Source organism: Sphingomonas sp. Leaf343 (genome assembly GCF_001423765.1).
GTDB lineage: Bacteria > Pseudomonadota > Alphaproteobacteria > Sphingomonadales > Sphingomonadaceae > Sphingomonas.
Map to the genome: position 1 here is coordinate 56,016 of NZ_LMPG01000012.1, position 23,785 is coordinate 79,800.

Consider the following 23,785-nt stretch of genomic DNA (forward strand, 5'->3'; position numbering starts at 1 on the left):
TCGCGCAACATCCGGTCGATTTCCTGATCTCGGTTGCAGGAATGTTCTTGTGCGCCGCAGCAGGCGCTGGCAATCAGGACGTCCCGGCGAGTAGATCGCAAGACGGCCCCCGACGGGCCGGACACACGCGGCGTTCCCGGGAAGCAGGCGGAGCAATCGGTTTCATCCCAACAGGGGAATACGATGCGCTTCTCGCACCTTCTCGTCGGCGGGCTTTCGCTCGTCGCAGCTACCCCGGCCTTCGCTCAGGACGACACCGCGCCACCGCCACCGGTCACCATCAGCGGTTCCGCCGCGATCGTGTCTGATTACCGGTTCCGCGGCGTGTCGCAATCCGACGAGGACGTCGCCGTTCAGGCCGGCGTCACCGTCGCGCATGAAAGCGGCCTCTATGGCGGCTTCTGGGGTTCGAACCTCGCCGGCTGGGGCACCTTCGGCGGCGCCAACCTCGAACTCGACATCATCGGCGGCTACAAGTTCAAACCGACCGAGGACGTGACGCTCGACGTCGGCGTCACCTATTACATGTATCCGGGCGGCGCGGACAAAACCGACTTCTTCGAACCCTATGCGAAGGTGTCCGGGTCGCTCGGCCCGGCGTCGCTGACCGCCGGCGTCGCCTATGCGCCCGCACAGGAAGCGCTCGGCCGCTGGTACTTCACCGGCGCGGATGCCGCCGCCGGCGTCTACAACGATCCGGGCGACAAGGAGGACAATCTGTACGTCTGGGTCGACGCATCGACCGCCGTGCCCAGCACGCCGTTCACGGCAAAGGCGCATGTCGGCTTTTCGGACGGCAACCGCGGCCTCGGCCCCAACGCCACCTCGGTAGCGCCTACCGGCAAGTATTTCGACTGGATGGTCGGCGTCGACACGACGTTCAAGAACCTGACGCTCGGCGTGTCCTATGTCGGCACCGACATCTCGGCGCGCGACGCGGAATATCTCCGCCCCAGCTTCAGCAACGGCCAGGACGGCAGCGGCAACATCGCCGACGGCACGTTCCTGTTCTCGCTGACCGCAGCGTTCTGAAGCGGGAGACGGGGGCTGAAATTCCCCTTCCCTTCAGGGGAGGGGAGCATCCGCGTGTACCTCGCTCGTAGAGGGACCCACCCGGCCCTTCCCTGAAACAAAGGTAAGCCTGGGCCGAACCCACGTCATCATGCCCGGAACGAAAGGGGCGGCCTCCTCACGGAAGCCGCCCCTTGACGCGTTACACCGGCGAAAGCCGGCGTCTTATCGAGCCGTGAGACATCGGTGCGAACCGTTCGTGCCGAGCTTGTCGAAGCACAGGTGGGCCCAATGCCCTTCGACCGGCTCTGGGCGAACGGACGTCAGGTCATCATGCTCCGGCGCAGCAGCCCCGGCCCGCCGGAAACGACCGCCCGTCGGCTCCTCACTGCGCCGTCGCCTTCGCGTCCGCGCCATCGGCGGCCGGTGCGGCGACGATGTCGCGCGTCGTCGTGCCCTTGTTCACGACGTTGGTCTGCGGATCGCCGACCGACGAACGGATACCGTTCTCCACCGTGTCGCCGCCGGCCTCCTCGACCACCGCCGACTCGGCGGCGCTGCGCGGAGCCGTACCGCCGAACAGGGCCTCCAGCGTCTGCGCCTGCGTCGACACGTCCTGCGGGCGGGCGGCACCCGGCTGCGGCGGGACCAGCGCGTAATCGGGCGGGATCACCAGCGGAGCCTGACGCGCCACCGCGAATTCGTCCGGACGCGCCCGGTCGAGCGACTTGCCCGCGCAACCCGACAGGATCGCGGCGGCCCCGGCGACGAGGATGACGGACTTACGCATGGGAACTCTCCGTAGAAGGCTGGCGCTTGTCGCGGACCAGGAACGCGCGGATCAGCAGCGTCGCGACGCCCACCGTAATCGCCACGTCGGCGACATTGAAGACCAAAAAGGGACGCCAGTCGCCGATGTGCAGATCGGCATAGTCGACGACGCAGCGCGGCGACCGGAACAGGCGATCGGCGATATTGCCCAGCGCCCCGCCCAGCACCGCGCCCAGCGCGATGCGATCGACGGCGTTCCTTTCGCGCAGCATCCACACGAACACGCCGATCGAGATCGCGCCGGTCAGCGCGACCAGCACCCACGGCCACCACGCCTCGTCGCCGTGCAGCAGCCCCAGCGACACGCCGCAATTGGCGACGTAGCGCAGGTCGAAGAACGGCGTGATCGTGCGATAGGCGGACAGGTAACTCAGCCCCATCGGCCCCGTCACCCACCATTTCACGACCTGATCGACGATCAGCACCGCCAGCGCCAGTCCCAGCGCGGCGCGCGGCAACGTGCGCGTCACGCGACGACCCCGGCGCAGCGGTCGCACAGCGACCCGTCCTCGGTCACCTCGGGCAGATGCCGCCAGCAACGGCCGCATTTCTGATACCCGGTCCGTGTCACCGTGACGTCGTCGGCCTCGCGCACGGCGGCGACGATGAAGATCTCCGCCAGTTCGTCTACCGGCAGCGGCGTCGACGACACCGTCACCTCCGCCTCCAGACTGGAGCGGACCGTCTTCTCGCGGCGCAGCGGCTCGATCGCCTCGGTCACGGCGACGCGCAGCGCGCGCACCGCCTGCCACCGCGTGCCGAGCGGCGAATCGCCCGGTATAGGCGGCAGTTCCGGCCATTCGAGCAGATGCACCGAGCCGTCCTCGCTCGGATAGCGCGCCTGCCACACCTCCTCGGCGGTGAAGCACAGCACCGGCGCGGCATAGCGGACCAGCGCGTGGAACAGCGTATCGAGCACCGTCCGGTAACTGCGCCGTTTCACGCTGTCGTGCGCGTCGCAATACAGGCTGTCCTTGCGCACGTCGAAGAAGAACGCGGACAGGTCCTCGTTCGCGAAATCGGTCAGCAGGCGGATGTAGCGGTTGAACTCATATCCCGTCGCCGCCTCGCGCAGCTCGGTATCCAGCATCCCCAGCCGATGCAGGATATACTGCTCCAGCTCCGGCATGTCGGCGACGTCGACCGTCTCGGCGTCCGAATAACCGTCCAGCGCGCCGAGCAGATAGCGGAACGTGTTGCGCAGCTTGCGATACGCGTCGGATGCGGTCGCCAGCACTTCCTTGCCGATGCGGACGTCGTCGAAATAATCGGTCGACGCGACCCACATGCGCAGGATGTCCGCGCCGCTTTCGCCGATGATCTTCAGCGGATCGACGACGTTGCCCAGCGATTTGGACATCTTGCGGCCCTTGTCGTCCAGCGCGAAGCCGTGCGTCAGCACCGCATCGTAGGGCGCGCGCCCGCGCGTGCCGCAGCTTTCCAGCAACGACGACTGGAACCAGCCGCGATGCTGGTCGGACCCTTCGAGATACAGGTTCGCGCGCACGTCCGCGCCGTACCGCGCCTCGACCGTGAACACGTGCGTGCAGCCCGAATCGAACCACACGTCCAGGATGTCGCGCTGCGGCTCGTAATCGGCCAGCGTGTGCGCGTCGCCGAGCAGCGCCTGATGATCCGCCGTGAACCACGCATCCGCCCCGCCCTCGCGAAACGCCGCGACGATGCGGGCGTTGACGGCCGGGTCGCTCAGATACTCGCCGGTCTGGCGGTGGACGTACAGCGCGATCGGCACGCCCCACGCACGCTGGCGGCTGATGACCCAGTCGGGCCGACCCTCGACCATCGCCCGGATGCGGTTCTCGGCGCGCGCCGGCACCCACTGCGTCGCCGCGATCGCGTCCAGCGCGACCTCGCGCAGCGTCGCGCCGTTGGTCAGCGCGGCGTCCGTCGTGCCAGCCGCCTCACCCGCGTCTACGCCCGCGCTCCGATCCATCGGGATGAACCACTGCGGCGTCGCGCGCTGGATCACCTTCGCCTTGGACCGCCACGAATGCGGATAGCTGTGCCTGAAATCGTCGGAGGCCGCGATCAGCGCGCCGGCTTCGCGCAGGTCCGAACAGATCGGCCCGTCCGCCGCCACGAACTTCTTGTTGATGACGGAGCCCTGCCCGCCCAGCCACGCCCAGTCCGCGCGGTACATGCCGGCGCCGTCGACCGCGAAGACGGGATCGATGCCGTGCCGCTTGCACAGCAGGAAATCGTCCTCGCCGTGATCCGGCGACATATGCACCAGACCCGTACCGGCGTCGATCGTGACGAAATCGCCTTCGAGGAACGGCCGCGGCTTCGCGAAGAACCCGCCCAGATGGTGCATCGGGTGACGCGCCGTCGCGCCCTCCAGCACCGGCCCCTTGGCCAACGCCTCGAACGATTCCATGCCGATGCCGGTGCGCTTCGTGAAGGCCGGCAACAGCGGCTCCGCGACCAGATACCGCTTACCCTTGTAACCGAACACCAGATAATCGATCGCCGAACCATAGGCCAAAGCCTGATTGACCGGGATCGTCCACGGCGTCGTCGTCCAGATCACCGCGATCGCGCCGACCAGCGGCGGATATTCTGGTGCCTCGACGATCTCGAACCCGACGTCGATCTGGGTCGACACGACGTCCTCATATTCGACCTCCGCTTCGGCCAGCGCGGTCTTCTCGACCGGCGACCACATCACCGGCTTGGCCCCGCGATACAGCTGACCCGATTCGGCGAACTTCAACAGTTCGCCGACGATCGCCGCCTCCGCGTCGTAGTTCATCGTCAGATAGGGATCGGCCCAGTCGCCCATCACGCCCAGCCGCTCGAACTCGGCGCGCTGCACGTCGACCCACTTCTCTGCATAGGCGCGGCACTCGGCGCGGAACTGGTCGACCGGAACGTCGTCCTTGTTCAGCTTCTTCGCGCGATACGCTTCCTCGACCTTCCACTCGATCGGCAGGCCGTGGCAGTCCCAGCCGGGCACGTACGGCGCATCCTTGCCGAGCAGGGTCTGGCTGCGGACGATGATGTCCTTCAGCACCTTGTTCATGGCGTGACCCATGTGGATGTCGCCATTCGCATAGGGCGGACCGTCGTGCAGGATGAAGCGTTCGCACCCCTCCCGCTCGCGGCGCAGCCGGTCGTACAGGCCGATGCGCGCCCAGCGATCGAGGATCGCCGGCTCCTTGGCGGCAAGGCCCGCCTTCATCGGAAAGTCGGTCTTCGGCAGGAAGACGGTATCGCGATAGTCCCTGGCGGAGTCGCGCGGAGTGTTGGGTGCGTCGGTCATGCGTTCCGCGCGCCTAGAACCTCCCGTGCCCGCGCGCAATCGGCGTCCATCTGCGCTATGAGCGCGTCCATGCCGTCGAACATCGCTTCCGGTCGCAGATATTCGATCAGTTCGACCTCAAGCGCCTGTCCATACAGGTCTTCCGAGAAGTCGAAGAAGAACGGTTCCAGCAATTCCTTCAACGGAACGAATTGCGGCCGGATGCCCAGATTCGCGGCGCCGTCCAGCATCCGCCCGTCCGCCAGCCGTCCGCGCACCGCATAGATGCCGTAGGCCGGGCGGATATACTTCCCCATCGACAGGTTCGCGGTCGGATAGCCGATCGTCCGCCCCACCTTGTCGCCATGCTCGACCACGCCCTCGATCGCGAACGGCCGCGTCAGCAGCCGTGCCGCCGCCCGCGCCTCGCCCAGCCTCAGGTGGGCGCGGATGCGGCTCGACGACACCGGCTCGCCGTCCAGCGACACCGCCGCGACGGCCGCGGCCTCGAACCCGTAATCGCGGCCCAGTTCGGCGAGCAGGCCGACATTGCCGCCCTTCGACTTGCCGAAGGTGAAATCCTCGCCGGTCACGACGCCGCCGACCTTCAGATCCTCGACCAGACACCGGCGGACGAAATCCTGCGCGGTCAGCCCGGCCAGCACGCCGTCGAAATGGAAGACGACCATCGCATCCGCGCCCGCCGCCGCGAACAGCCGCTCGCGCTGGTCGAGCGTCGTCAGCCGGAACGGCGCGGCGTCGGGCATGAAATGACGCACGGGATGCGGGTCGAACGTCGCCACCAGCGCGGGGCGGCCAGCCGCCCGCGCACGCCGTACCGCCTCCCCCACCACCGCCTGGTGGCCGAGATGAAAGCCATCGAAATTGCCGAGCGCGACGATCCCGCCGGCGAGATGGGGCGGAATGGCCGAGCCGCCGTCGAGCCGCTGCATGCCGGCGCTATACGGGCCGGCCGGCGCGGGCGATAGGGGTTTCGGCGAGGCCCCGCCCCCGCCCCGAGGGGCGGGTGTGGTCAGGGCCGGAGCAACGTCACGAAGCTGTACGCGGGCCGCTCGCCCGCCGCCGGAAGATCCTCCCGCGCGACCTCCCGCCAGCCGTCGAACGCCGGCACGACGGCATCGCCGTCGGGCGAGCAATGCACTTCGGTCAGTTCGATGCGATCCGGCGTGAACAGCGCGAACACCTCCGCCCCGCCGATCACCGCCGCGTCGTCGCCGGCCAGCGCCAGCGCGTCCGCCGGCGAATGGGCGACCTCCGCGCCCGCCGCCGACCAGCCGCTATCGCGGGTCAGCACGATATGGCGTCGCCCCGGCAACGGCGCGGGAAAGCTGTCGAACGTCTTGCGGCCCATAATCATCGCGCGACCCAGCGTCTGCGCCTTGAACCGTTTCAGGTCGGCGGGGATGTGCCACGGCAGCCGCCCGTCGACGCCGATCACGCCATTGTCCGCACGCGCGAGATGGAAACTGGGCATCGGGCGGTCCTCATCGTTCGCCACCGGTTCGACGGTGGCTGGGACACAATGTCCCAGTGACACCCCTGCCGGATCGCGGTAGCCGGCCGTCGTGCACGCCGTCCGGCATCTCCTCGCGCAACGCCACCTCGCCATGCTGATCTGCACGGCGGCGCTGCTGCTGAAGCTGCTTGTGCCGACCGGCTACATGGTCGTCAACGACCACGGCAGCGTCACGGTCGCGATCTGTCCTGGCGTCACGTTCGCGCCCGGGGCGCAGGACACCACGTCCGCGCCCGGGGCGCAGGGCATGTCGGGCGCGATGCCGGGCATGGACCACGGTATGACGATGGCGCACGGCCCGACCGCCGGCCACGACGGACCCGGCGATCACGGCGATCACGGCAGGAAGGATCATCGCGGCGTGGAAATGCCGTGCGCCTATGCCGGCCTTTCGGCGCAGGTGCTGGGCGCGGTCGATCCGTCGATCGTCGCGGCCGCGCTGGCCGTCGTCGCCGCCGCCGCGCTGCTGGCCATCTCTCCCGTCGCATCGCTGCCGGCACGCCACCTGCGCCCGCCGCTCCGCGGCCCTCCGCCAGCAGCGATCCGCCTCTTCCGCTGATCCGCGCAGCCGGACGGAACCGGGCAGCCGCATCCGCGAGGCGACCGGGGCGCGGTCCGGCAGCCCCGGTTTCCGATCGACATCAGCCCCGTCGTCGTCCGCGGCGATCACGCGATCGCCGACCGGACGCAGGGCGACTTCGTCCGCCGCGCGCTGCCCGAAGGTGGCCGATATGGCGGGATGCTGTTGCCGTGCAGCGGCGGCTCGATCCGCGGCGCGGCTGGCCTGACGCGGCCCAGCGTGCCCGATTTTGACGCCGGCTGCCCCGCCGCCGATCACGAACGCCATGCCAAAACACAGGAAGCACGATGACCACCATCAACCGGCCGGCGAGGCTCTGCGCCCCGGCTTCGAAGGGTAGAACCCTCTCCCGAACCTCCTCCCGAACCCTGTCGCTGGCGGGTGCTGCGGCGTCCTGCCTGCTGATCGTCGCGCCCGCCGCCGCGCAGGATCATCACGCCGGCACGGGCGATCACGCGCGGCCCGGTACGCAGGTCGCGATCGGCGACGGCGATATCGTCGTGACCGCCAGTGGCATGGCACGATCGACCGCCAACGTGCTGACCTCCGTCGACATCCTCGGCGGCGAGGTGGCCCGGCGGCAGAATGTCGACAATGCGTGGGAGCTGTTCGCGCGGCTGCCGGGCGTCGTGCTGACCGATTTCAATCAGGGCACCACGTCGGGCCGCTTCTCGATCCGCGGTTTCAACGGAGAGGGGGAGATCAACGCGGTCAAGCTGCTGATCGACGGCGTCCCGTCCAACGACAATGCCGGTCGCATGGACTTCATCGATCTGGTGTCGCCGCTCGACATCGCCTCGGTCGAACTGGTGCGCGGAACGTCGGACCCACGCTGGGGCCTGCACGCCATCGCCGGCAGCGCCAGCATCGCGACCCGGACCGGCGGCACCTATCTCGACGCGCGCGGCATCGCCGGGGCGTTCGGCACCTATGACGCGCAACTGTCCGCGGGCGTCGAGACGGGAAAGCTCAGCCAGAACTACCTGCTCGCCTATCGCCGCACCGGGGGATACCGCGATCATGCCGACCTCGACCGGCTGAACTTCGCGGGCAAGTGGTTCTACGATTTCGGGCCGGCGAAGCTCGGCCTGATTGTCCGCCACGGCCGCTCCGCGGCGGAGGAGCCGGGCTATCTGACCGATGCCGACGCCTATACCGACCGGCGGCGGTCCTACGCGGTATCCGCCACGGACGGCGGCACACGCGAACTGTCGCAATACAGCCTGCACCTCAATGCCGATCTCGCGTCCCGGATGTCGCTGACCGCGGTCGGCTACGCCAACGCTCTCGACGACGATCGCTACGTCCGCTTCTCGGCCAGTGTCGCGCAGCAGCGACGGCTGACCGACGAGCAACAATACGGCCTCGTCGCCGGGCTGCACTGGTACGCGGCCGACTGGCTGATGGCGGAGATGGGCGGCGACGTACAATGGCAGCATAATCGCAGCCTGCGCTGGACCACCGATCGCCGCACGATCGTCGCGGCGACGCGCGATCAGGACTTCGACCTGACGGTGGGTGGCGGCTATGTGCAGGCGATCGTGACGCCCGCGCGCTGGCTGACGATCACGCCGGCATGGCGGATCGACCGGGTCGGCGGCCGCTACGCCAACCGGCTCGTCGGTCGCGCCTATCCGCTCAACGACTATGGCACTATCAGCCAGCCCAAGGTGTCGGTCGCGCTGACGCCCGTCACCGGCGTCACCGCCTATGGCAATTACGGACGCACCTTCCAGATCGGGGCGGGATCGGGGGCCTTCGTCGTCCCCCCGCGGGTCCGCGACCTCGAACCTTCGATCAACGAGGGGTACGAGGCCGGGATCAAGCTGGCGCAGGGCCGCTGGCTGACCGCGCGCGCCGCGGTGTGGCAACAGACCGCCAGCGGCGAGTTGCGGCGTCGCCTCAACGATCCCTCGGGCGAGTTCGACAATCTCGGCGCGACCCGTCGCCGCGGTTTCGATCTGGAGGCGAGCGTGCAGCCGCTGTCCGGGCTGTCGGCTTGGGCCAGCTGGTCGCACCAGACGGCGGTGATCCGCGTCGCCGATCCCGCCGCGCCGCTGACGGCGGGCAACGCGATCGATCACGTGCCGCGCAACGTCTATACCGCCGGTGTCGAATGGGCACCGGCGGCGCTGCCGTGGCGCGCATCGTTATGGGGCAACGGCCAGTCGTCCTACGAACTGGACACCGCCAACAGCCAGGGCCGTTACGGCGAATACTTTCAGGTGACGGCGGAACTGGCCTGGCGCCTGACGAAAGCGATCGAGGTTTCGGCGCAGGTCCGCAACCTGACCGATGACCGTTACGAATATGTCTGGTTCGACGGGACGCAGCGCCTGCACGCGCCCGCCGATCCGCGCAGCGTCTTCGGGGCCGTGCGCGCACGGTTCTGATCGCGATCCGGCCCGGTCCGGGCGTCGTCAGCCGACCCGGTGGTCGAACGACGTCAGGATCGGGCACGGCCCGGCCGCGCCGCTGCCACATTCCTGCGCCAGCCGGCGGAGCGACGATCGCGCCCGTTCCAGCTCCGCGATCCGGGCATCCAGCGCGGCCACCCGCTCCACCGCCAGCGCCCGCACCCGGTCGCGGTCGTCGATCGCGTCGAGCGCCAGCAGTTCGCCGATCTGGTCGAGCGTGAAGCCAGCCGCCTGTGCCGACCGGATAAAGCGCAACCGGCCCGCATCCGCGTCGCCGTAGCGCCGGATGCCCCCGGCCGATCCGCCGCCGCCCGGCCGATCCGGCGTCTCCAGCAATCCGCGCCGCTGATAATAGCGGACGGTTTCCACCCCCACGCCCGCCGCCCGCGCCAATCCCGCGATCGTCCATCCCGCCATGTCTTGACTCCGTACCATGGTACGGTCCCTATGTCGGCAGCAGTCCTCCCGATACCAGTCGGAAGCCGCTGCCATGTCCTCGTCCACCGAACGCCCCCGCGCCGTCCTCTACCGCATGGCGATGGACCGGCACGTTTGCCCCTACGGGCTTAAGGCGAGACATCTTCTGCGTCGCCATGGCTATGCCGTCGACGACCGCCTGCTCCACACGCGCGAGGACACCGACGCGTTCAAGGCGGAACACGGCGTCCGCACCACGCCGCAGATCTTCATCGACGGCGTCCGTATCGGCGGCCACAATGACCTCCGCCGACATCTCGGCCTGTTCGTGCCCGATCCGAAGGCGACCAGCTACACGCCGGTCGCGGCGCTGTTCGCCGTCACCGCACTGATGGCGCTCGCGGCCGGTCAGGCGGCGTTCGGCACACCCTTCACCCTTCGCACGGCGGAATGGTTCGTCGCCTTCAGCATGACCGTGCTGGCGCTGATGAAGCTGCAGAACATCGAGAGTTTCGCGACGATGTTCCTCAACTACGACCTGCTCGCCCGGCATTGGGTGCCCTATGCCCGGGTCTATCCCTTCGCGGAGAGACTGGCCGGCATCCTGATGATCGCCGGTGTGCTGACATGGCTGTCCGTCCCGATCGCGTTGGTCATCGGCTCAATCGGCGCGGTGTCCGTCGTCAAGGCGGTCTATATCGACCGGCGCGACCTGAAATGCGCCTGTGTCGGCGGGTCGAGCAACGTGCCGCTCGGATTCCTGTCGCTGACCGAGAACCTGATGATGGTCGCGATGGCGGTGTGGATGGCCGTCGGCGCTCACCCGATGCCCTGACCGCCTGCGCGCCGGATACACGGTACGGGTTTCAGACCGCGACATCCGCCTTGATCGCGGGATGGGGATCATATCCCGTCAGTTCGAAATCCTCGATGCGGTAATCGTCGATCGAGGCGGCGTGCCGGATCAGGCGAAGCCGCGGCGCGGGTCTCGGCGTCCGGCTCAGCAGCTCGTGCGCCTGCTCGACATGGTTCAGGTACAGGTGGACGTCGCCGCCGTTCCAGATCAGTTCGCCCGGCGTCAGGCCCGCCTGCTGCGCCAGCATCAGCATCAATGCGGAGGCTCCCACCCAGTTGAACGGCGTGCCCAGGAAATGGTCGGCGCTCCTCTGGAACAGCAGGCAGCTCAGCTTGCCGTCGCGGACGAAGAACTGATAGACCATGTGACAGGGCGGCAGCGCCATCTCCGGCAGGTCGGCGACGTTCCATCCGTGGAACAGGATACGGCGGCTGGTCGGCGCTTCCCGCAGCAGCCTGATGACGGTCGCGACCTGATCGATGACGCCGCCCTTGCCGTCATCCCAGCGCCGCCATTGCTTGCCATAGACCGGGCCCAGCTCGCCCCACCGCGCCGCGAACGCCTCGTCCGCGACGATCTTCCGCTCGAACTCGGTCTGGTCGATATCCGTCCCGGTCTCGGCGCGGTACCGGGCCAGCGGCCAGTCCGTCCAGATGCCCACCTTGCTGGTGACGAGCGGCCGGATGTTCGTGCTGCCGGTCAGGAACCACAGCATTTCCTTCACGGCCAGCTTCCAGGCCACCCGCTTCCCGGAAACCACCGGCACCTCTCCGTTGGACAGATCGAACCGGGCAGTGACTCCGAAAAACGATCGCGTACCGACTCCGGTGCGCTCGGTCCGGACATCTCCGTGTTCGAGGATGGCGCGCAGGATGGCACCATATTGGTCGTCGACACTCGCCATAACGGACTCCAGGCAAACAGGCGGGCCACACGTAGGACGCGCCGCGTGTGCGTCGATCATCATAGCGGCTGTTCCAGTCAAGGTGGCACGCCACCGGCCCCAGGCCGACCAGCGACTTTCATCGGATCGGTTCCGGACCTATCTGGCGCAGCGTCGCACGGCGAAGCGCGTCAGGCTCCATCGATGCCGATCGTTCCCGACGTCACCCCGCGAAAGCTCGTTTTCACCCTTGAAGATGCCTCGCGCCTGTTCACCTCCCTGCGCGACCAGCCGAACGAGATGGCGGCGGTAGTCTTTTTATCTCCGGAACGGAGGATTCTCGGGATGCGCCATCTGGCGGGGCTGGATAGCAGCGTCACACTGCCGGTGCGGACGATCGCCCGTGAGGCACTTCGGTTGGACGCGAAGCTGGCTATCCTCGCGCATAATCATCCCGCGGGCGACGCGACACCCAGTCCCGACGACATTCTGGCGACACGGCTCCTGGCGAGCGGTCTGTCGGCCGTGGGCGTGACCTTGATCGACCATCTGGTCATCGCGCGCGAGGGCGTCACCAGCTTCGCGGCGCTTGGCTATCTTTGAGCGGCGGAGCGCGGCGCTTCGTTCAATGCCGGCGGAGCAAGCTGACAACGCCTGATCGTCTCGGGGTCGGGCCGCGGTCCTTGAGGACGGAAGGTCGCCAGATACCCACCGGCCGACGGCAGGTTTTCCATCGACACCCGCCGATATCCCACAGCGGCGAACTCGCAGGCGAGCAACGCGGGCGGCGTGCCGTGGTTCTGCGTGGCACGATCGGCGTCGACCACGACCACCAGCCCGTCCGGCTTCAATGAGGGACGCAGCCGCCACAGGAACTCATAGGGCTGCTCGATCTCATGATACATGTGCACCATCAGCACGCGGTCGAAGCTGTTCTCGGGCAGCTTCGGATCGGCCGGCGTCCCGAGCCGGACGCTCACATTGTCCAGCCGTTCGCGCGCGACGCGTTCGGCCAATTCGTCACGGACCGAGGCGAAGATGTCCTCCGCCAGCACCCGTCCGTCCTCGCCGACCCGCGCCGCGAGGCGGATGGTGTAATAGCCCTCGCCCGCGCCGATATCGGCCACCGTCATGCCGGGCCGGATCGACGCACGGTCCATTACCTGCGACGCCTCGCGCAGGCGGTCGCGTGCTTCCTCGTTCGACCATCGGCTGGATACGATATGCGCCACGGGGCGGTCCGCGGCGGGAAACGGCCCCGGCTGCTCCGGCTCGCGTTTGATGAGCGGCTTGGAGCCGTCACAGGCCCCCAACAGCGTCAGCGCGAGGAGAGCGGCGGCGCGCATCAATCGACATCCTCCACTTCCGCGACTTCGCCGGTCACCCGCTGCGACAGCGCCGCGGCCATGAACGCGTCGAGATCGCCGTCGAGCACGTCGCCCGGTGCGGTCGAGGTCACGCCGGTACGCAGATCCTTCACCATCTGATAGGGTTGCAGGACATAGCTACGGATCTGGTGACCCCAGCCGATATCGGTCTTGCTCGCATTTTCCGCATTGGCGGCCTGCTCGCGGATCGCAAGCTCGCGTTCGTAGAGGCGGGCGCGAAGCTGGTTGTATGCCTCTGCCTTGTTCTTGTGCTGCGAACGCTGGTTCTGGCACTGTACGACGATGCCGGTCGGTATGTGCGTGATCCGCACCGCAGAATCGGTCGTGTTGATGTGCTGACCACCGGCACCAGACGCGCGATACGTATCGATCCGCAAGTCCGATTCGTTGTACTCGACCTCGATGTTGTCGTCGACGACCGGATAGACCCAGACGCTGGCGAAGGACGTATGCCGCCGCGCCGCGGAATCGTAGGGACTGATGCGGACGAGGCGATGCACGCCGCTCTCGGTCTTCGCGTAGCCATAGGCGTTCTCGCCCTTCAGCAGCAGCGTCGCGGACTTGATGCCGGCCTGTTCCCCCGAATGCTGGTCGACCAGTTCGACCTTCAGCCCGTGCCGCTCCGCCCAGCGCGTGTACATGCGGCTGAGCATGCCGGCCCAGTCCTGGCTCTCGGTACCGCCCGCGCCGGCATTGACCTCGATATAGGTGTCGTTGGCGTCGGCCTCGCCCGCCAGCAGCGCCTTCACCTTGTCGCGGTCGGCACGCGCGGCAAGATCGGCAAGCGCGGTGACGCCCTCGTCCGCCAGCTCCTGATCGCCCTCGACCTCGGCCAGTTCTATCAGTTCGACGGTGCCGGCCAGTTCGCTTTCGATCGCGCGCGTCGCACCGATCGCCTCGTCCAGCCGGCGACGCTCGCGCATCACCTCCTGCGCCGCCTTCGGATCGTTCCAGAGCGCCTGGTCCTCGACACGCGCGTTCAGCTCGTCGAGCCGGCGAAGCGCGCGGTCCCAATCGAGGAACCGGCGCAGCAAAGCCAGCGCGTCGTTGATGCTGTCGACATGGGCCTGCGCTTCGGCGCGCATTGATACTCTCCAGTGGGTCGGGAACGCGCCGGACCGGCGCATCCGCGATATAGGAACTGCGGCTAGTAGATTCCGCCTTCCCTTTGCAAGAAATCGCTGTCGCGCGGTGCCTGTGTGGCCGCTGCGGTCGGGCCGACCGTGGGCGCGGCATCAGTACGGCGGGCACGGCGACGGGGTTCGGTTTCGGGCTTGAACGCTTCCCAGATCACCGCCGCCTTGGGGTCGGTGTCGGTCGGGAAGGTGCCGAACACCGGCTTTCCGCTGCCACGATCGATGCGGACCATGCGAATGCCGGCGGGGGCGCGGAACGGCAGCTTTTCCAGCCCGTCATAGGCGTTCGTCGCGAATTGTTTGAAGATCGGCGCAGCGAACGTACCGCCCTGTACCGCGCCGCCCAGATTCCGGGGGGTGTCGTACCCGATGTAAAGACCGCCGACGAATTGCGGGGTGCCGCCGATGAACCACACATCGGTCGGGCCGGTGGTGGTGCCGGTCTTGCCGAACATCGGGCGGTCGAGGTCGCGCAGAACCGTGGCCGTGCCGCGCTGGATCACGCCTTCGGTGATGTGGACCATCTGGTAGGCCGTCAACGGATCGATCACCTGCTTCTGCCGTACCGCGGGACGCGGCATCGTGCGGCCGTTCCAGTCGGGCGCGTTGCAGCCGTCGCAGGGACGCCAGTTGTCGGGGAAGATCACCTTGCCACGCCGGTCCTGCACGAAATCGATCAGGCTGGGTGGTCCGCCACGGCCCTGATTGGCGAGGATCGAAAAGGCGTTCACCATCCGTTGCACCGTCGTCTCGCCGGCTCCCAGCGCGAACGACAGATAGGGCGAATAGTCGCCGATCCCCATCCGCTTCATCAAGGACACGATGCGCGGCATGCCGGTCTGCGCGGCGGCGCGCACGGTCATCAGGTTGCGCGACTGTTCGATGCCCCAGCGCATCGTATGCGGCCCCGCCCCGCGCATGTTGCCGAAGTTGCGGAAGCACTTCTGGCCCAGCCGCGCACCCTGATAGACGCAGAACGGGCCGTCAACGATGATCGACGCGGGCGTCATGCCGTTCTCCAGAGCCGCGGAATAGACGATCGGCTTGATCGTCGAGCCGGGCTGTCGCATCGCCTGCGTCGCGCGATTGAACGCCTGAAGACGGGCGTCGAAGCCCCCCTGCATCGCCAGTACCCGGCCGGTGCCGGGCTCTTCCACGACGAAGCCGCCGGAGACGCGCGGCACGGAGCGGATCGCCCAGTCGTCGCCGGATGGCGCGACCGCGAGGATGTCCCCCGCCTTGATCGCGCCGAACGCGTTACCGCCGCCACCGCGCACCGGCATCTGCGCGGCCCAGCGTGGAAGCGTGCCCGTCGTGCCGTCGGAGAAGCCGATCGACCAGCCGCCATCCTCGCGCGCGATGGCGATGCCGGCCCGCCAGTCCTTGTAATCCAGTCCGATATTCGTGTTGAGCAGCGGCTGGAGCCAGTTGTCGCCCTCGACGTCGACATGCCGCAGCGGGCCGGACCAGCCGCGACCACTCTCGAACCGCATCAGGCCGTCGCGCAATGCCTCCTGCGCCAGATCCTGCAAGCGCGTGTCGAGCGACGAGCGAACCCAGAGCCCGCCCGAATAGACGCTGTATGGGCCATCCTTCGCCGACTCGCCGAAGCGGTCGATCAGCAGGCGACGGACCTCCTCGACGAAATAGCCGCCCTGCGACTCGAATTTGGGCGTGCGGCGCAGGATCGTGCCGAGCGGCTCGGCATTCGCCTCGGCGAATTGTGCCTGCGTGATGAAGCCGTTGCGCCGCATCTCTCGCAACACATAGTTACGGCGTTCCAGCGCTCGTTCTGGATGGCGAACGGGGTCGTAGTTGGACGGCCCCTTGGGCAGGATGGCGAGGTACGCCATCTGCCCCAGACTGAGATCGGCCAGTTCCTTATCGAAATAGGCGTGGCTGGCCGCCTCGACGCCGAACGCGTTGCGACCGAGCGCGATCTGGTTGAGGTAGAGTTCCAGGATTTGCGGCTTGGTCAGCGTATCCTCGATCTTCCACGCCAGAATGGCCTCCCGCAGCTTGCGCGTGGGAGAATATTCGTTGCCGATCAGCAGGTTCTTCGCGACCTGTTGTGTGATGGTGGAGCCGCCCTTGGCGCGGCGGCCGGTGCCCAGCTTCTGCGCATAGTCGAGGACCGCGCCGGCAAGACCCGGATAGTCGACGCCATGATGCTCGAAGAAGGTCCGGTCCTCGGCCGCGAGAAACGCGCGGACCAGCATCGGCGGGTATTCCGCATAGGACAATTCGACGCGGCGTTCGCGGGCGTAGGACTGGATCGGCACACCGTCTGCGCCGCGCACGTTGGTCGGCAAGGGCGGTTCGTAGGTCCGCAACTGGTCGACCGACGGCAGGTCGCGGATGACGAGCAGCCATAGCAGGAACACGCCAGCCGCGGCGATCACCGCCAGTCCGGCGAGGAGCTTTACCCACCAGCGGCCCCACAGGCGCGCAAGGCGACCACCGGGTGGCCGGTCGTCGGGGATGTCGGAGGTGCTGGGGAACGCGGACGCCATACTGTGGCGCGGCTTATACCAGCTTGGCGTCGCCTCGCCAGCGGTGTGATTCGCCGCATACTCCTCACGTCATGCCGAAACTGATCCGCACGACGGAAGACGGTGGGATGCGTCGGCTACGGGCAACAGCAATTGCCGACACTACTGAGATATTTCGGATAGGTGTCGGAAGGTTGGTCCAATGCAGCGTTCGGCAGCGTGCGCGCTAGACACGGTTCAAGGAGCAGCCTCGCTGTCGGCTGCGCCGTTGCCTTTCAGGACGGCGCGGCCGCTATCGTCCGACCATCCTGCGTGCGAAATGCACCTCGACGGCGCGGCGGACGCTTTCGGCGATCGCCTCCCGCCCCTCGTCGGAATCAAGGAAGGCGGCATCCTTGGGGTTGGAGATATAGCCTGTTTCGAACAGGATCGACGGCAGGTCGGGAGCCTTCAGAACCATCAGCGAGGCCATGCGGTGAAAGTTCGTCTTGGTCGGGATCAACGGCTTCGCCTCGCGGCCGAGCAGGCGGGCGAAGGTCGCCGAGTTGTTCATCGTCTCGCGCTGCGTCAGGTCGATCAGGATCGACGACACGTCCGCGCCGGCATCGCCGAGGTTCACGCCCGCGATCACGTCGGCCTTGTTCTCCCGCGCGGCGAGGCGCGCGGCTTCCTTGTCGGAGGCGACTTCGGACAGGGTATAGGCCGATGCGCCGGTCGCGGTCCCGCTGCCGACGCTGTCGCAATGGATCGATATGAACAGGCTGGCCCTCAGGCGGCGGGCGATACCATAGCGTTCGCGCAGGACGAGATATCTGTCGTTGTCGCGGGTCAGCGCGACGCGCACCCGGCCACCGTCGAGCAGCTCCTTGCGGATGGCGCGCGCGATCTTCAGCGTCACGTCCTTCTCCCGCAGTTTCGTGACGGGGTTGATCGCGCCGGGATCGACGCCGCCATGCCCCGCATCGATCACGACGAGCGGGCGGGTGTCGTCCCCCGCCACCTTCGGCAGCGATGGCGCCTTCCGCGCGGGCGGGACAGGCACCGTGACCTTGTATTGCGGTTTGGAGCCGAATGAGAAGAAGTCGAGCGGTCCAGCGATACTGGCGGCGATGAAGCGGCCGTCATCGACGGGCCGCAACCTCAGCGTCAGTTCGCGGCCGCTAACGTCGAAGCCGCCGTCCGACACGATCACCGGCCGCACCAGATCGAAGACCAGTCGCCGGCCGCCATCCTCGCGGTGGACCGCGCCGACTGGGCCGGCAGGCGCGATCGACAGGCCGCGTGGGGCGTTACCGACATCGACCGCGATCTGGCGCGGCTCGTCCAGCAACGTCGCGGCGGCATCCGTTGCGGGCGCGTCGAACCTGATGACGATGCGCGCGCGATCGATCGATACGGAGGTGACTGTCGCGGCGAACGCCTGCGGTGCGATCGTCGCGTACGTCAGCGCGAGCGCCAGGGCCGCGCATCGCATGCGCCGCCCATTGCTCCTGCCGTCGCCCCCGAACATCCTGCCCGCCCCTGGTCGCGGTCCGGCGGCACTGGTGCGCCCGCCGGGACCGTATTTCGTCACGCCTACCATAAATCCGCTGTACCGCCCTATGGTTAACGCAATCTTAGCCTTTACCGATCTATGCCGAGCCTCGCGGAAAAGCGCCGGTTGCGACGAACGGTTGGCAATGCTAGCTATGGATTGCATCCGTGTGTCGGTCCAGACCGGTGCCGGTTCCGCGCGTCCGCCCGGTTGGCGGACATATTCCAGGTTGACGCTCGCATGACGCATTTCCCCCGCACGCCAGACCGCCCGGCCTTCGCCGGCGGGATTGGCGTGGCGCGGGAGCCGAACGGCCCACCGCCCCGGCGGCGTTCGCGAGCAGACGCATTCCTTGCAACAACGGCGACGCCGGCACCCTGCCGCGTCGCGACCAATCGTCGCGCGTTCCCCCCTCCGGGTGGCGGACGCGCGTGGAGAGCCATCAATGACCACGCGTATGCTGATCGACGCACGCCACCGGGAAGAAACCCGCGTGGCGGTCGTCCAGGGTAACCGGATCGAGGAATTCGATTTCGAGTCCGCCGAGCGCAAGCAGCTCAAGGGCAATATCTATCTCGCCAAGGTAACCCGCGTCGAGCCGTCGCTGCAGGCGGCGTTCATCGATTACGGCGGCAACCGTCACGGTTTCCTCGCCTTTTCGGAAATCCACCCGGATTACTACCAGATCCCCAAGGAGGATCGCGACGCGCTGCTGCGCGAAGAGGCGGAGCATGCGGCCGAGGAAGCCGCGTTGCGCGCCGAGCAGGACGATGACGACGATCATCATGATGATGGTCACGGCCATGATGACGATCACGATCACGATCATGACGACGACGATCATGACGACCACGAAGAGGGCGACGGCGAGGCCGGCGGCGAGACCGACGGCACATCGAAGAAGCCGCGCGGGCAGAACGACGATCAGGTGGAGGCGCTGCGCCAGCGTCGCATGAACCTGCGCCGCCGCTACAAGATCCAGGACGTGATCCGCCGCCGTCAGGTGCTGCTGGTGCAGGTCGTGAAGGAAGAGCGCGGCAACAAGGGTGCGGCGCTGACGACGTACCTTTCGCTCGCCGGCCGCTATTGCGTGCTGATGCCGAACACGTCGCATGGTGGCGGCATCTCGCGGAAGATCTCGAACGCCGCCGATCGCAAGCGGCTGAAGACGATCATGGCCGATCTGGCGCTGCCGTCGTCGATGGGCTGCATCGTCCGCACCGCGGGCCTCCAGCGCACACGCACCGAGATCAAGCGCGACTTCGATTATCTGGCGCGTCTGTGGGACGAAATCCGGGACAAGACGCTGACGTCGTCGGCCCCCGCGCTGGTCTATGGCGACAGCGATCTCATCAAGCGCGCGATCCGCGACATCTACAACGCCGGCGTCGACGAGGTCGTGGTCGAGGGCGAGGAAGGCTATCGCCACGCCAAGGACTTCATGCGGCTGCTGATGCCGAGCCACGCAAAGAAGGTGAAGCAATACGCCGACGCCGTGCCGCTGTTCCAGCGCGCACACGTCGAAGACCAGCTGGCGGCGATGTACAACCCGGTCGTCCAGCTGAAATCGGGCGGCTACCTCGTCATCAACCCGACCGAGGCGTTGGTGTCGATCGACATCAACTCCGGGCGTTCTACCCGCGAGCACAACATCGAGCAGACCGCGACCGCGACCAATCTGGAAGCGGCGCAGGAGATCGCGCGCCAGTTGCGCCTGCGCGACATGGCCGGCCTCGTCGTCATCGACTTCATCGACATGGACAACGGGTCCAACGTCCGGAAGGTCGAGAAGGCGATGAAGGAGGCGCTGAAGAACGATCGCGCCCGCATCCAGGTCGGTCGCATCTCCAGCTTCGGCCTGATGGAAATGAGCCGCCAGCGGCTGCGCACCGGCGTGCTGGAAGCGTCCACGCGTCAATGCCCGCATTGCGAGGGTACGGGTCTGGTCCGCACGGCGTCGTCGGCGGGCCTGTCGGCGCTGCGCCTGATCGAGGACGAGGCTGCACGCGGTCGCGGCTCGCTGCTGACGCTGCGCGCGTCGCAGGAGGCGACGATCTACGTACTGAACCGCAAGCGCGGGGACATCGCCGAGATCGAGGATCGCTACGGCGTGCAGGTCGAGATCATCCCCGACCGCGAGGAAGAAGGCGCGCGCATGTCGGTCGAGGCTTCCGGCCCGCCACCCGCGCATGCGCCGAAGATCGACGAACTCATCATCGAGGAAGAAGAGGAAGAGATCTTCGACGAGGTCGAGATCGAGGAGGACGAGGAGGAAGAGGTCGTCGAGGCCCGCGCGCCGCGTCAGCCGCGCGAGCCACGAGGCGAAGACGAAAGCGAAGGCGAGCGCGGCAAGCGCCGTCGTCGCCGTCGCGGCCGTCGTGGCCGGGCGAAGGACGGCGAAGGTGCCGAGGGCGGCGATTCGATCGAGGCTTCGGACGACGGTGTCGAACAGGTCGAGAGCGACGATGCGGTCGAGACCGTCGAAGCAGCGGACGCGGGTGACGAGCAGGCCGAGTTCGCGGGCGAGCAGCCGGCGGGCGAAGGCGGACGCCGTCGTCGCGGACGGCGCGGTCGTCGTGGCGGCCGTCGTCAGGAGGGCGGTGCCGAGGGTGCGGCCGAGACGAACGGCGATGTCGAGGAAGCGGCGGACGCGGGCGACTCCGGTCCGGTGACCAGCGCGCTGGCATTGGCCCCGGCCGAGCCGGTCGAGGTCGAGGCGGCTCCGGTCGCCCCCGAGGAGGCCGCGCCGAAGACGCGTCGTCGCCCGCGGGCGCGCGCTGCGGCTCCGGTCGAGGTGGCGGCTCCGGTGGCGGAAGCGGCTCCGGTCGAGGCTGCTCCGGCGGCCGACGACGAGCCTGCGCCGAAGCCGAAGCGGACGCGCAAGAAGAAGGCGGACGTGGAAGCTGCCGCCGAACCCGCGCCCGAGCCGGCTCCCGAACCGGTGGCAGAGGAGGCTCCGGCCAAGCCGAAGCGGACACGCCGGAAAAAGGTCGACGCGGACGCTCCCGCCGAGGAAGCGCCTGCCGCCGCCGCTGCGCCGGTGTCGGACGCGCCTGCCGCTGCGCCGGTATCGGACGCGGATGCCGAGCCGGATCAGGTGCCGGCCGAACCGCTCGCCGGGGAAACCGACGACGCCCCCGCCGGTCCGCCGCGACGCGGCTGGTGGCAGCGGACCTTCGGCGCGTGATGCCGGACCGCCCCGTACTCGCAAGAGTGCGGGGCGGTTTCGGTTTGGCCGGCCCTTCACCCGCCGTTCAGCCGGCCCGGCCCATCGCGGCAGTCCGTTGATCCCGCCGGCCATTTAGCGGATACCCCATCCCGATGACGCGTTTCGCCGCCTTGACCAGCCTTGCGATGGCGGCGTTGCTCTGGACGCAACCGGCGGCGGCGCAGTCGATCCTGCGCGATGCGGAGACGGAAAGCCTGTTCGCGGACATGTCCGCGCCGCTGATCGCCGCGGCGGGTCTGCGGCCGCGCGATGTGAAGATCGTGCTGGTCAACGACAACTCGATCAACGCCTTCGTCGCGGGCGGACAGATCGTCTACATCCATTCGGGCCTGATCCAGGCGGCGAACAGCGCCAATCAGGTGCAGGGCGTGATCGCTCACGAACTGGGCCATATCGCGGACGGCCATGTGCTGTCGGGCGAGGCCGCGATGAAGCCGGCGATGAAGATATCGATCCTGTCGATGGTGCTTGGGCTGGCGGCGATCGCGGCCGGATCGGGCGAGGCGGGCGCGGGCATCATGGGCATGGGCCAGCAGGCGGCGATGGGCAATTACCTCGCCTTCAGCCGCGTGCAGGAAGCGACCGCGGACGCCTCCGCCGTCCGCTATCTCGACACCGCGGGCATTACCGGCAAGGGGATGCTGAGCTTCTTCAAGACGATGCAGCAGGATGAATATCGCTACGGCCTGTCGAACATCGATCCGTTCATGCAGAGCCATCCGCTGTCGGGCACGCGCATCCAGACGCTGACCGGGGACGTGCAGAAGTCGGGGGCCTATGACAAGGCACCGGACGCGGCGTTGCAGGAACGATTCCGGCGCGTGCGCGCGAAGCTGGCCGGGTACGTCATGGACGCGCCGCGCACGCTGGCTGAATATCCGGAGACGGACCAGACGCTCTACGCGCAGTACGCCCGCGCCTATGCGTATCACAAATCCGGATATCCCGAGAAAGCGGATGCGGAGGCGAATGCGCTGGTCGCGCGCGAACCGGCCAACCCGTATTTTCAGGAGATCAAGGGCCAGATCCTGCTGGAGGCGGGCAAGCCGCGCGCCGCGCTCGCGCCGCTCAGGCTGGCGGCGCAGGGATCGGGCAGCAATCCTCTGATCTCCACGACGCTGGGCCATGCGCTGATCGCGACCGACGACAAGGCGGACCTGCCCGAGGCGATCAGGGTGCTGCGTGTGGCGGTGCAACGCGACGACGAGAATCCCTGGGGCTGGATGCAACTCGGCACCGCTTACGAGCGCACCGGCGACGAGCCGCGCGCCGCGCTCGCCACTGCCGAGCGCGCGAGCATGATGGGCGACCAGCGCACCGCCATCGCCTCCGCCAGATATGCAATGGCCAACATCCCCTCGAACACACCCGACTGGATTCGCGCGCAGGACATCGCGATGACATCCAGCGACGCGTTCGCGGGTGAAAAGAAGAAGAAACGCCGGTGAAAGCTCCGATATTGTTTGTGACCGCCGTCGCCGGCGGGCTGGTGGGGGCTGCCGCCACATATCTGATCCCACGCGGTGACAGCGACGTTCGCGGGTATCTGATGGTGCACCCGGAGGTGATCCCCGAGGCGATGCGCCGCTTGCAGGAAAAGGAGGCGGGCAAGTCCGTCGCCGCCAATCGCGATGCGATCACCACGCCATTCGCTGGTGCGTGGGCCGGCAATCCGAAGGCGGATGTGACGCTGGTCGAATATTACGATTATAACTGCGGCTATTGCCGCGCGAGCCTGCCCGCGGTCCGGCAGTTGCTGGCTGACGACCCGAACCTGCGGATCGTGTTCCGCGAGTTGCCGGTGCTGGCTGACAGCAGCCGCGATGCCGCGCGGATCAGCCTGGTTGCGGCGGCGCAGGGGAAGTTTTCCCCGTTTCACGACGCGCTCTATGCAGGTGGCCCGGTGTCGACCGACAGCATCGCCGCCGCCGCGCGAACCGCAGGCGTGGATACCGGCAACCTGTCGACCATCGCGCCGAAGGTCGATGCGGAGATCGCCAGCAACCTCGATACCGCAGCGAAGCTGGGGATCACCGGTACGCCGAGCTGGGTGGTCGGCGACCGGGTGATGTCGGGGGCGTTCCCGATCGAGGACCTGAAGCGCGCGATCGCGGAGGCGCGGGCGGGATAGCCGCCAGCTCGCCGACGCTCCACCCGCCCCTCGTCCGGAGGGAGGAGTTTGGCATTTGCGCCACCCCCCTCCCCCGCTAAG

19 protein-coding genes are annotated in these 23,785 nt (G+C 67.7%); 8 read left to right on the plus strand and 11 right to left on the minus strand.

Features of this window, described 5'->3' with window-relative positions:
• Positions 1–183: 183 nt before the first annotated feature.
• Positions 184–1,032, plus strand: coding sequence for a TorF family putative porin (locus tag ASG07_RS09750; RefSeq protein ID WP_055845251.1), 849 nt, complete (start codon positions 184–186; stop codon positions 1,030–1,032).
• Positions 1,033–1,396: 364 nt separating this feature from the next.
• Here ASG07_RS09750 and ASG07_RS09755 read toward each other — a convergent pair whose 3' ends face one another.
• The 5 genes from ASG07_RS09755 to ASG07_RS09775 form a co-directional block, all read right to left on the minus strand.
• Complete coding sequence (locus tag ASG07_RS09755; RefSeq protein ID WP_055845255.1) at positions 1,397–1,801, minus strand: DUF3035 domain-containing protein; 405 nt, start codon at positions 1,799–1,801, stop codon at positions 1,397–1,399.
• Entirely contained in the window at positions 1,794–2,312 is a 519-nt protein-coding gene (gene lspA / locus ASG07_RS09760) for a signal peptidase II (RefSeq protein WP_055846066.1), read from the minus strand. The genes ASG07_RS09755 and lspA overlap by 8 nt, the downstream gene beginning before the upstream one ends.
• Complete coding sequence (gene ileS / locus ASG07_RS09765; protein ID WP_055845258.1) at positions 2,309–5,125, minus strand: isoleucine--tRNA ligase; 2,817 nt, start codon at positions 5,123–5,125, stop codon at positions 2,309–2,311. The genes lspA and ileS overlap by 4 nt, the downstream gene beginning before the upstream one ends.
• Positions 5,122–6,057 (minus strand): bifunctional riboflavin kinase/FAD synthetase, encoded by a 936-nt coding sequence (locus tag ASG07_RS09770; RefSeq protein ID WP_055845261.1) that lies wholly within the window; start codon positions 6,055–6,057, stop codon positions 5,122–5,124. The genes ileS and ASG07_RS09770 overlap by 4 nt, the downstream gene beginning before the upstream one ends.
• Before the next feature lie 80 nt (positions 6,058–6,137).
• Positions 6,138–6,599, minus strand: a complete 462-nt coding sequence (locus ASG07_RS09775; RefSeq protein WP_055846070.1) for a dihydrofolate reductase — start codon at positions 6,597–6,599, stop codon at positions 6,138–6,140.
• Between the two features lie 91 nt (positions 6,600–6,690).
• On the opposite strand from ASG07_RS09775, the gene ASG07_RS09780 reads away from it, so the two are divergent.
• Together ASG07_RS09780 and ASG07_RS09785 are read left to right on the plus strand one after the other, a co-directional pair.
• A complete protein-coding gene (locus ASG07_RS09780) occupies positions 6,691–7,200 on the plus strand; it encodes a hypothetical protein (RefSeq protein WP_055845264.1) in 510 nt (169 codons plus the stop codon).
• A 308-nt stretch (positions 7,201–7,508) separates the two neighbouring features.
• A complete protein-coding gene (locus tag ASG07_RS09785) occupies positions 7,509–9,614 on the plus strand; it encodes a TonB-dependent receptor (protein ID WP_082474706.1) in 2,106 nt (701 codons plus the stop codon).
• A gap of 27 nt (positions 9,615–9,641) precedes the next feature.
• On the opposite strand, the gene ASG07_RS09790 is transcribed toward ASG07_RS09785, so the two are convergent.
• Complete coding sequence (locus ASG07_RS09790; RefSeq protein WP_055845267.1) at positions 9,642–10,055, minus strand: MerR family transcriptional regulator; 414 nt, start codon at positions 10,053–10,055, stop codon at positions 9,642–9,644.
• A gap of 73 nt (positions 10,056–10,128) precedes the next feature.
• Between ASG07_RS09790 and ASG07_RS09795 the strand changes: the two genes are divergently transcribed.
• The gene (locus ASG07_RS09795; RefSeq protein WP_055845270.1) at positions 10,129–10,890 is read left to right on the plus strand and encodes a glutaredoxin family protein; all 762 of its coding nucleotides are present in this window, start codon (positions 10,129–10,131) and stop codon (positions 10,888–10,890) included.
• Between the two features lie 31 nt (positions 10,891–10,921).
• Here ASG07_RS09795 and thyA read toward each other — a convergent pair whose 3' ends face one another.
• A complete protein-coding gene (gene thyA, locus ASG07_RS09800) occupies positions 10,922–11,815 on the minus strand; it encodes a thymidylate synthase (RefSeq protein WP_055845274.1) in 894 nt (297 codons plus the stop codon).
• Positions 11,816–11,998: 183 nt separating this feature from the next.
• On the opposite strand from thyA, the gene ASG07_RS16935 reads away from it, so the two are divergent.
• Positions 11,999–12,397: a JAB domain-containing protein gene (locus tag ASG07_RS16935; protein ID WP_082474707.1), complete on the plus strand. Its 399-nt coding sequence runs from the start codon at positions 11,999–12,001 to the stop codon at positions 12,395–12,397.
• Here the strand turns inward: ASG07_RS16935 and ASG07_RS09810 are convergent.
• The 4 genes from ASG07_RS09810 to ASG07_RS09825 form a co-directional block, all read right to left on the minus strand.
• Positions 12,388–13,140 (minus strand): class I SAM-dependent methyltransferase, encoded by a 753-nt coding sequence (locus ASG07_RS09810; protein WP_055845281.1) that lies wholly within the window; start codon positions 13,138–13,140, stop codon positions 12,388–12,390. The genes ASG07_RS16935 and ASG07_RS09810 overlap by 10 nt on opposite strands.
• On the minus strand, positions 13,140–14,267 hold the full coding sequence (gene prfB / locus ASG07_RS09815) for a peptide chain release factor 2 (RefSeq protein WP_055845284.1): 1,128 nt from the start codon (positions 14,265–14,267) through the stop codon (positions 13,140–13,142). The genes ASG07_RS09810 and prfB overlap by 1 nt, the downstream gene beginning before the upstream one ends.
• 62 nt (positions 14,268–14,329) lie before the next feature.
• Positions 14,330–16,831 carry a penicillin-binding protein 1A gene (locus ASG07_RS09820; protein ID WP_055845288.1) on the minus strand — a complete coding sequence of 834 codons (2,502 nt, stop codon included), beginning with the start codon at positions 16,829–16,831 and terminating at the stop codon, positions 14,330–14,332.
• Between the two features lie 271 nt (positions 16,832–17,102).
• Positions 17,103–18,284 carry an N-acetylmuramoyl-L-alanine amidase family protein gene (locus ASG07_RS09825; RefSeq protein WP_082474708.1) on the minus strand — a complete coding sequence of 394 codons (1,182 nt, stop codon included), beginning with the start codon at positions 18,282–18,284 and terminating at the stop codon, positions 17,103–17,105.
• A 517-nt stretch (positions 18,285–18,801) separates the two neighbouring features.
• Here ASG07_RS09825 and ASG07_RS09830 point away from each other — a divergent pair.
• The 3 genes from ASG07_RS09830 to ASG07_RS09840 all read left to right on the plus strand — a co-directional run bounded on the left by ASG07_RS09830 (position 18,802) and on the right by ASG07_RS09840 (position 23,704).
• Complete coding sequence (locus ASG07_RS09830; RefSeq protein WP_055845292.1) at positions 18,802–21,531, plus strand: ribonuclease E/G; 2,730 nt, start codon at positions 18,802–18,804, stop codon at positions 21,529–21,531.
• Positions 21,532–21,665: 134 nt separating this feature from the next.
• Positions 21,666–23,021 carry a M48 family metalloprotease gene (locus ASG07_RS09835; protein WP_055845295.1) on the plus strand — a complete coding sequence of 452 codons (1,356 nt, stop codon included), beginning with the start codon at positions 21,666–21,668 and terminating at the stop codon, positions 23,019–23,021.
• 17 nt (positions 23,022–23,038) lie between these two features.
• A complete protein-coding gene (locus ASG07_RS09840; protein ID WP_236694633.1) occupies positions 23,039–23,704 on the plus strand; it encodes a DsbA family protein in 666 nt (221 codons plus the stop codon).
• Positions 23,705–23,785 lie beyond the last annotated feature (81 nt).

Excerpts from the sequence above, each read along its gene's own strand:
- ASG07_RS09750 (WP_055845251.1), top strand. The coding sequence starts at position 184 with ATGCGCTTCTCGCACCTTCTCGTCGGCGGGCTTTCGCTCGTCGCAGCT.
- ASG07_RS09755 (WP_055845255.1), bottom strand. The coding sequence starts at position 1,801 with ATGCGTAAGTCCGTCATCCTCGTCGCCGGGGCCGCCGCGATCCTGTCG.
- ileS (WP_055845258.1), bottom strand. The coding sequence starts at position 5,125 with ATGACCGACGCACCCAACACTCCGCGCGACTCCGCCAGGGACTATCGC.
- ASG07_RS09770 (WP_055845261.1), bottom strand. The coding sequence starts at position 6,057 with ATGCAGCGGCTCGACGGCGGCTCGGCCATTCCGCCCCATCTCGCCGGC.
- ASG07_RS09775 (WP_055846070.1), bottom strand. The coding sequence starts at position 6,599 with ATGCCCAGTTTCCATCTCGCGCGTGCGGACAATGGCGTGATCGGCGTC.
- ASG07_RS09785 (WP_082474706.1), top strand. The coding sequence starts at position 7,509 with ATGACCACCATCAACCGGCCGGCGAGGCTCTGCGCCCCGGCTTCGAAG.
- ASG07_RS09790 (WP_055845267.1), bottom strand. The coding sequence starts at position 10,055 with ATGGCGGGATGGACGATCGCGGGATTGGCGCGGGCGGCGGGCGTGGGG.
- ASG07_RS09795 (WP_055845270.1), top strand. The coding sequence starts at position 10,129 with ATGTCCTCGTCCACCGAACGCCCCCGCGCCGTCCTCTACCGCATGGCG.
- thyA (WP_055845274.1), bottom strand. The coding sequence starts at position 11,815 with ATGGCGAGTGTCGACGACCAATATGGTGCCATCCTGCGCGCCATCCTC.
- ASG07_RS16935 (WP_082474707.1), top strand. The coding sequence starts at position 11,999 with ATGCCGATCGTTCCCGACGTCACCCCGCGAAAGCTCGTTTTCACCCTT.
- ASG07_RS09810 (WP_055845281.1), bottom strand. The coding sequence starts at position 13,140 with ATGCGCGCCGCCGCTCTCCTCGCGCTGACGCTGTTGGGGGCCTGTGAC.
- prfB (WP_055845284.1), bottom strand. The coding sequence starts at position 14,267 with ATGCGCGCCGAAGCGCAGGCCCATGTCGACAGCATCAACGACGCGCTG.
- ASG07_RS09820 (WP_055845288.1), bottom strand. The coding sequence starts at position 16,831 with ATGGCGTCCGCGTTCCCCAGCACCTCCGACATCCCCGACGACCGGCCA.
- ASG07_RS09825 (WP_082474708.1), bottom strand. The coding sequence starts at position 18,284 with ATGCGATGCGCGGCCCTGGCGCTCGCGCTGACGTACGCGACGATCGCA.
- ASG07_RS09830 (WP_055845292.1), top strand. The coding sequence starts at position 18,802 with ATGCTGATCGACGCACGCCACCGGGAAGAAACCCGCGTGGCGGTCGTC.
- ASG07_RS09835 (WP_055845295.1), top strand. The coding sequence starts at position 21,666 with ATGACGCGTTTCGCCGCCTTGACCAGCCTTGCGATGGCGGCGTTGCTC.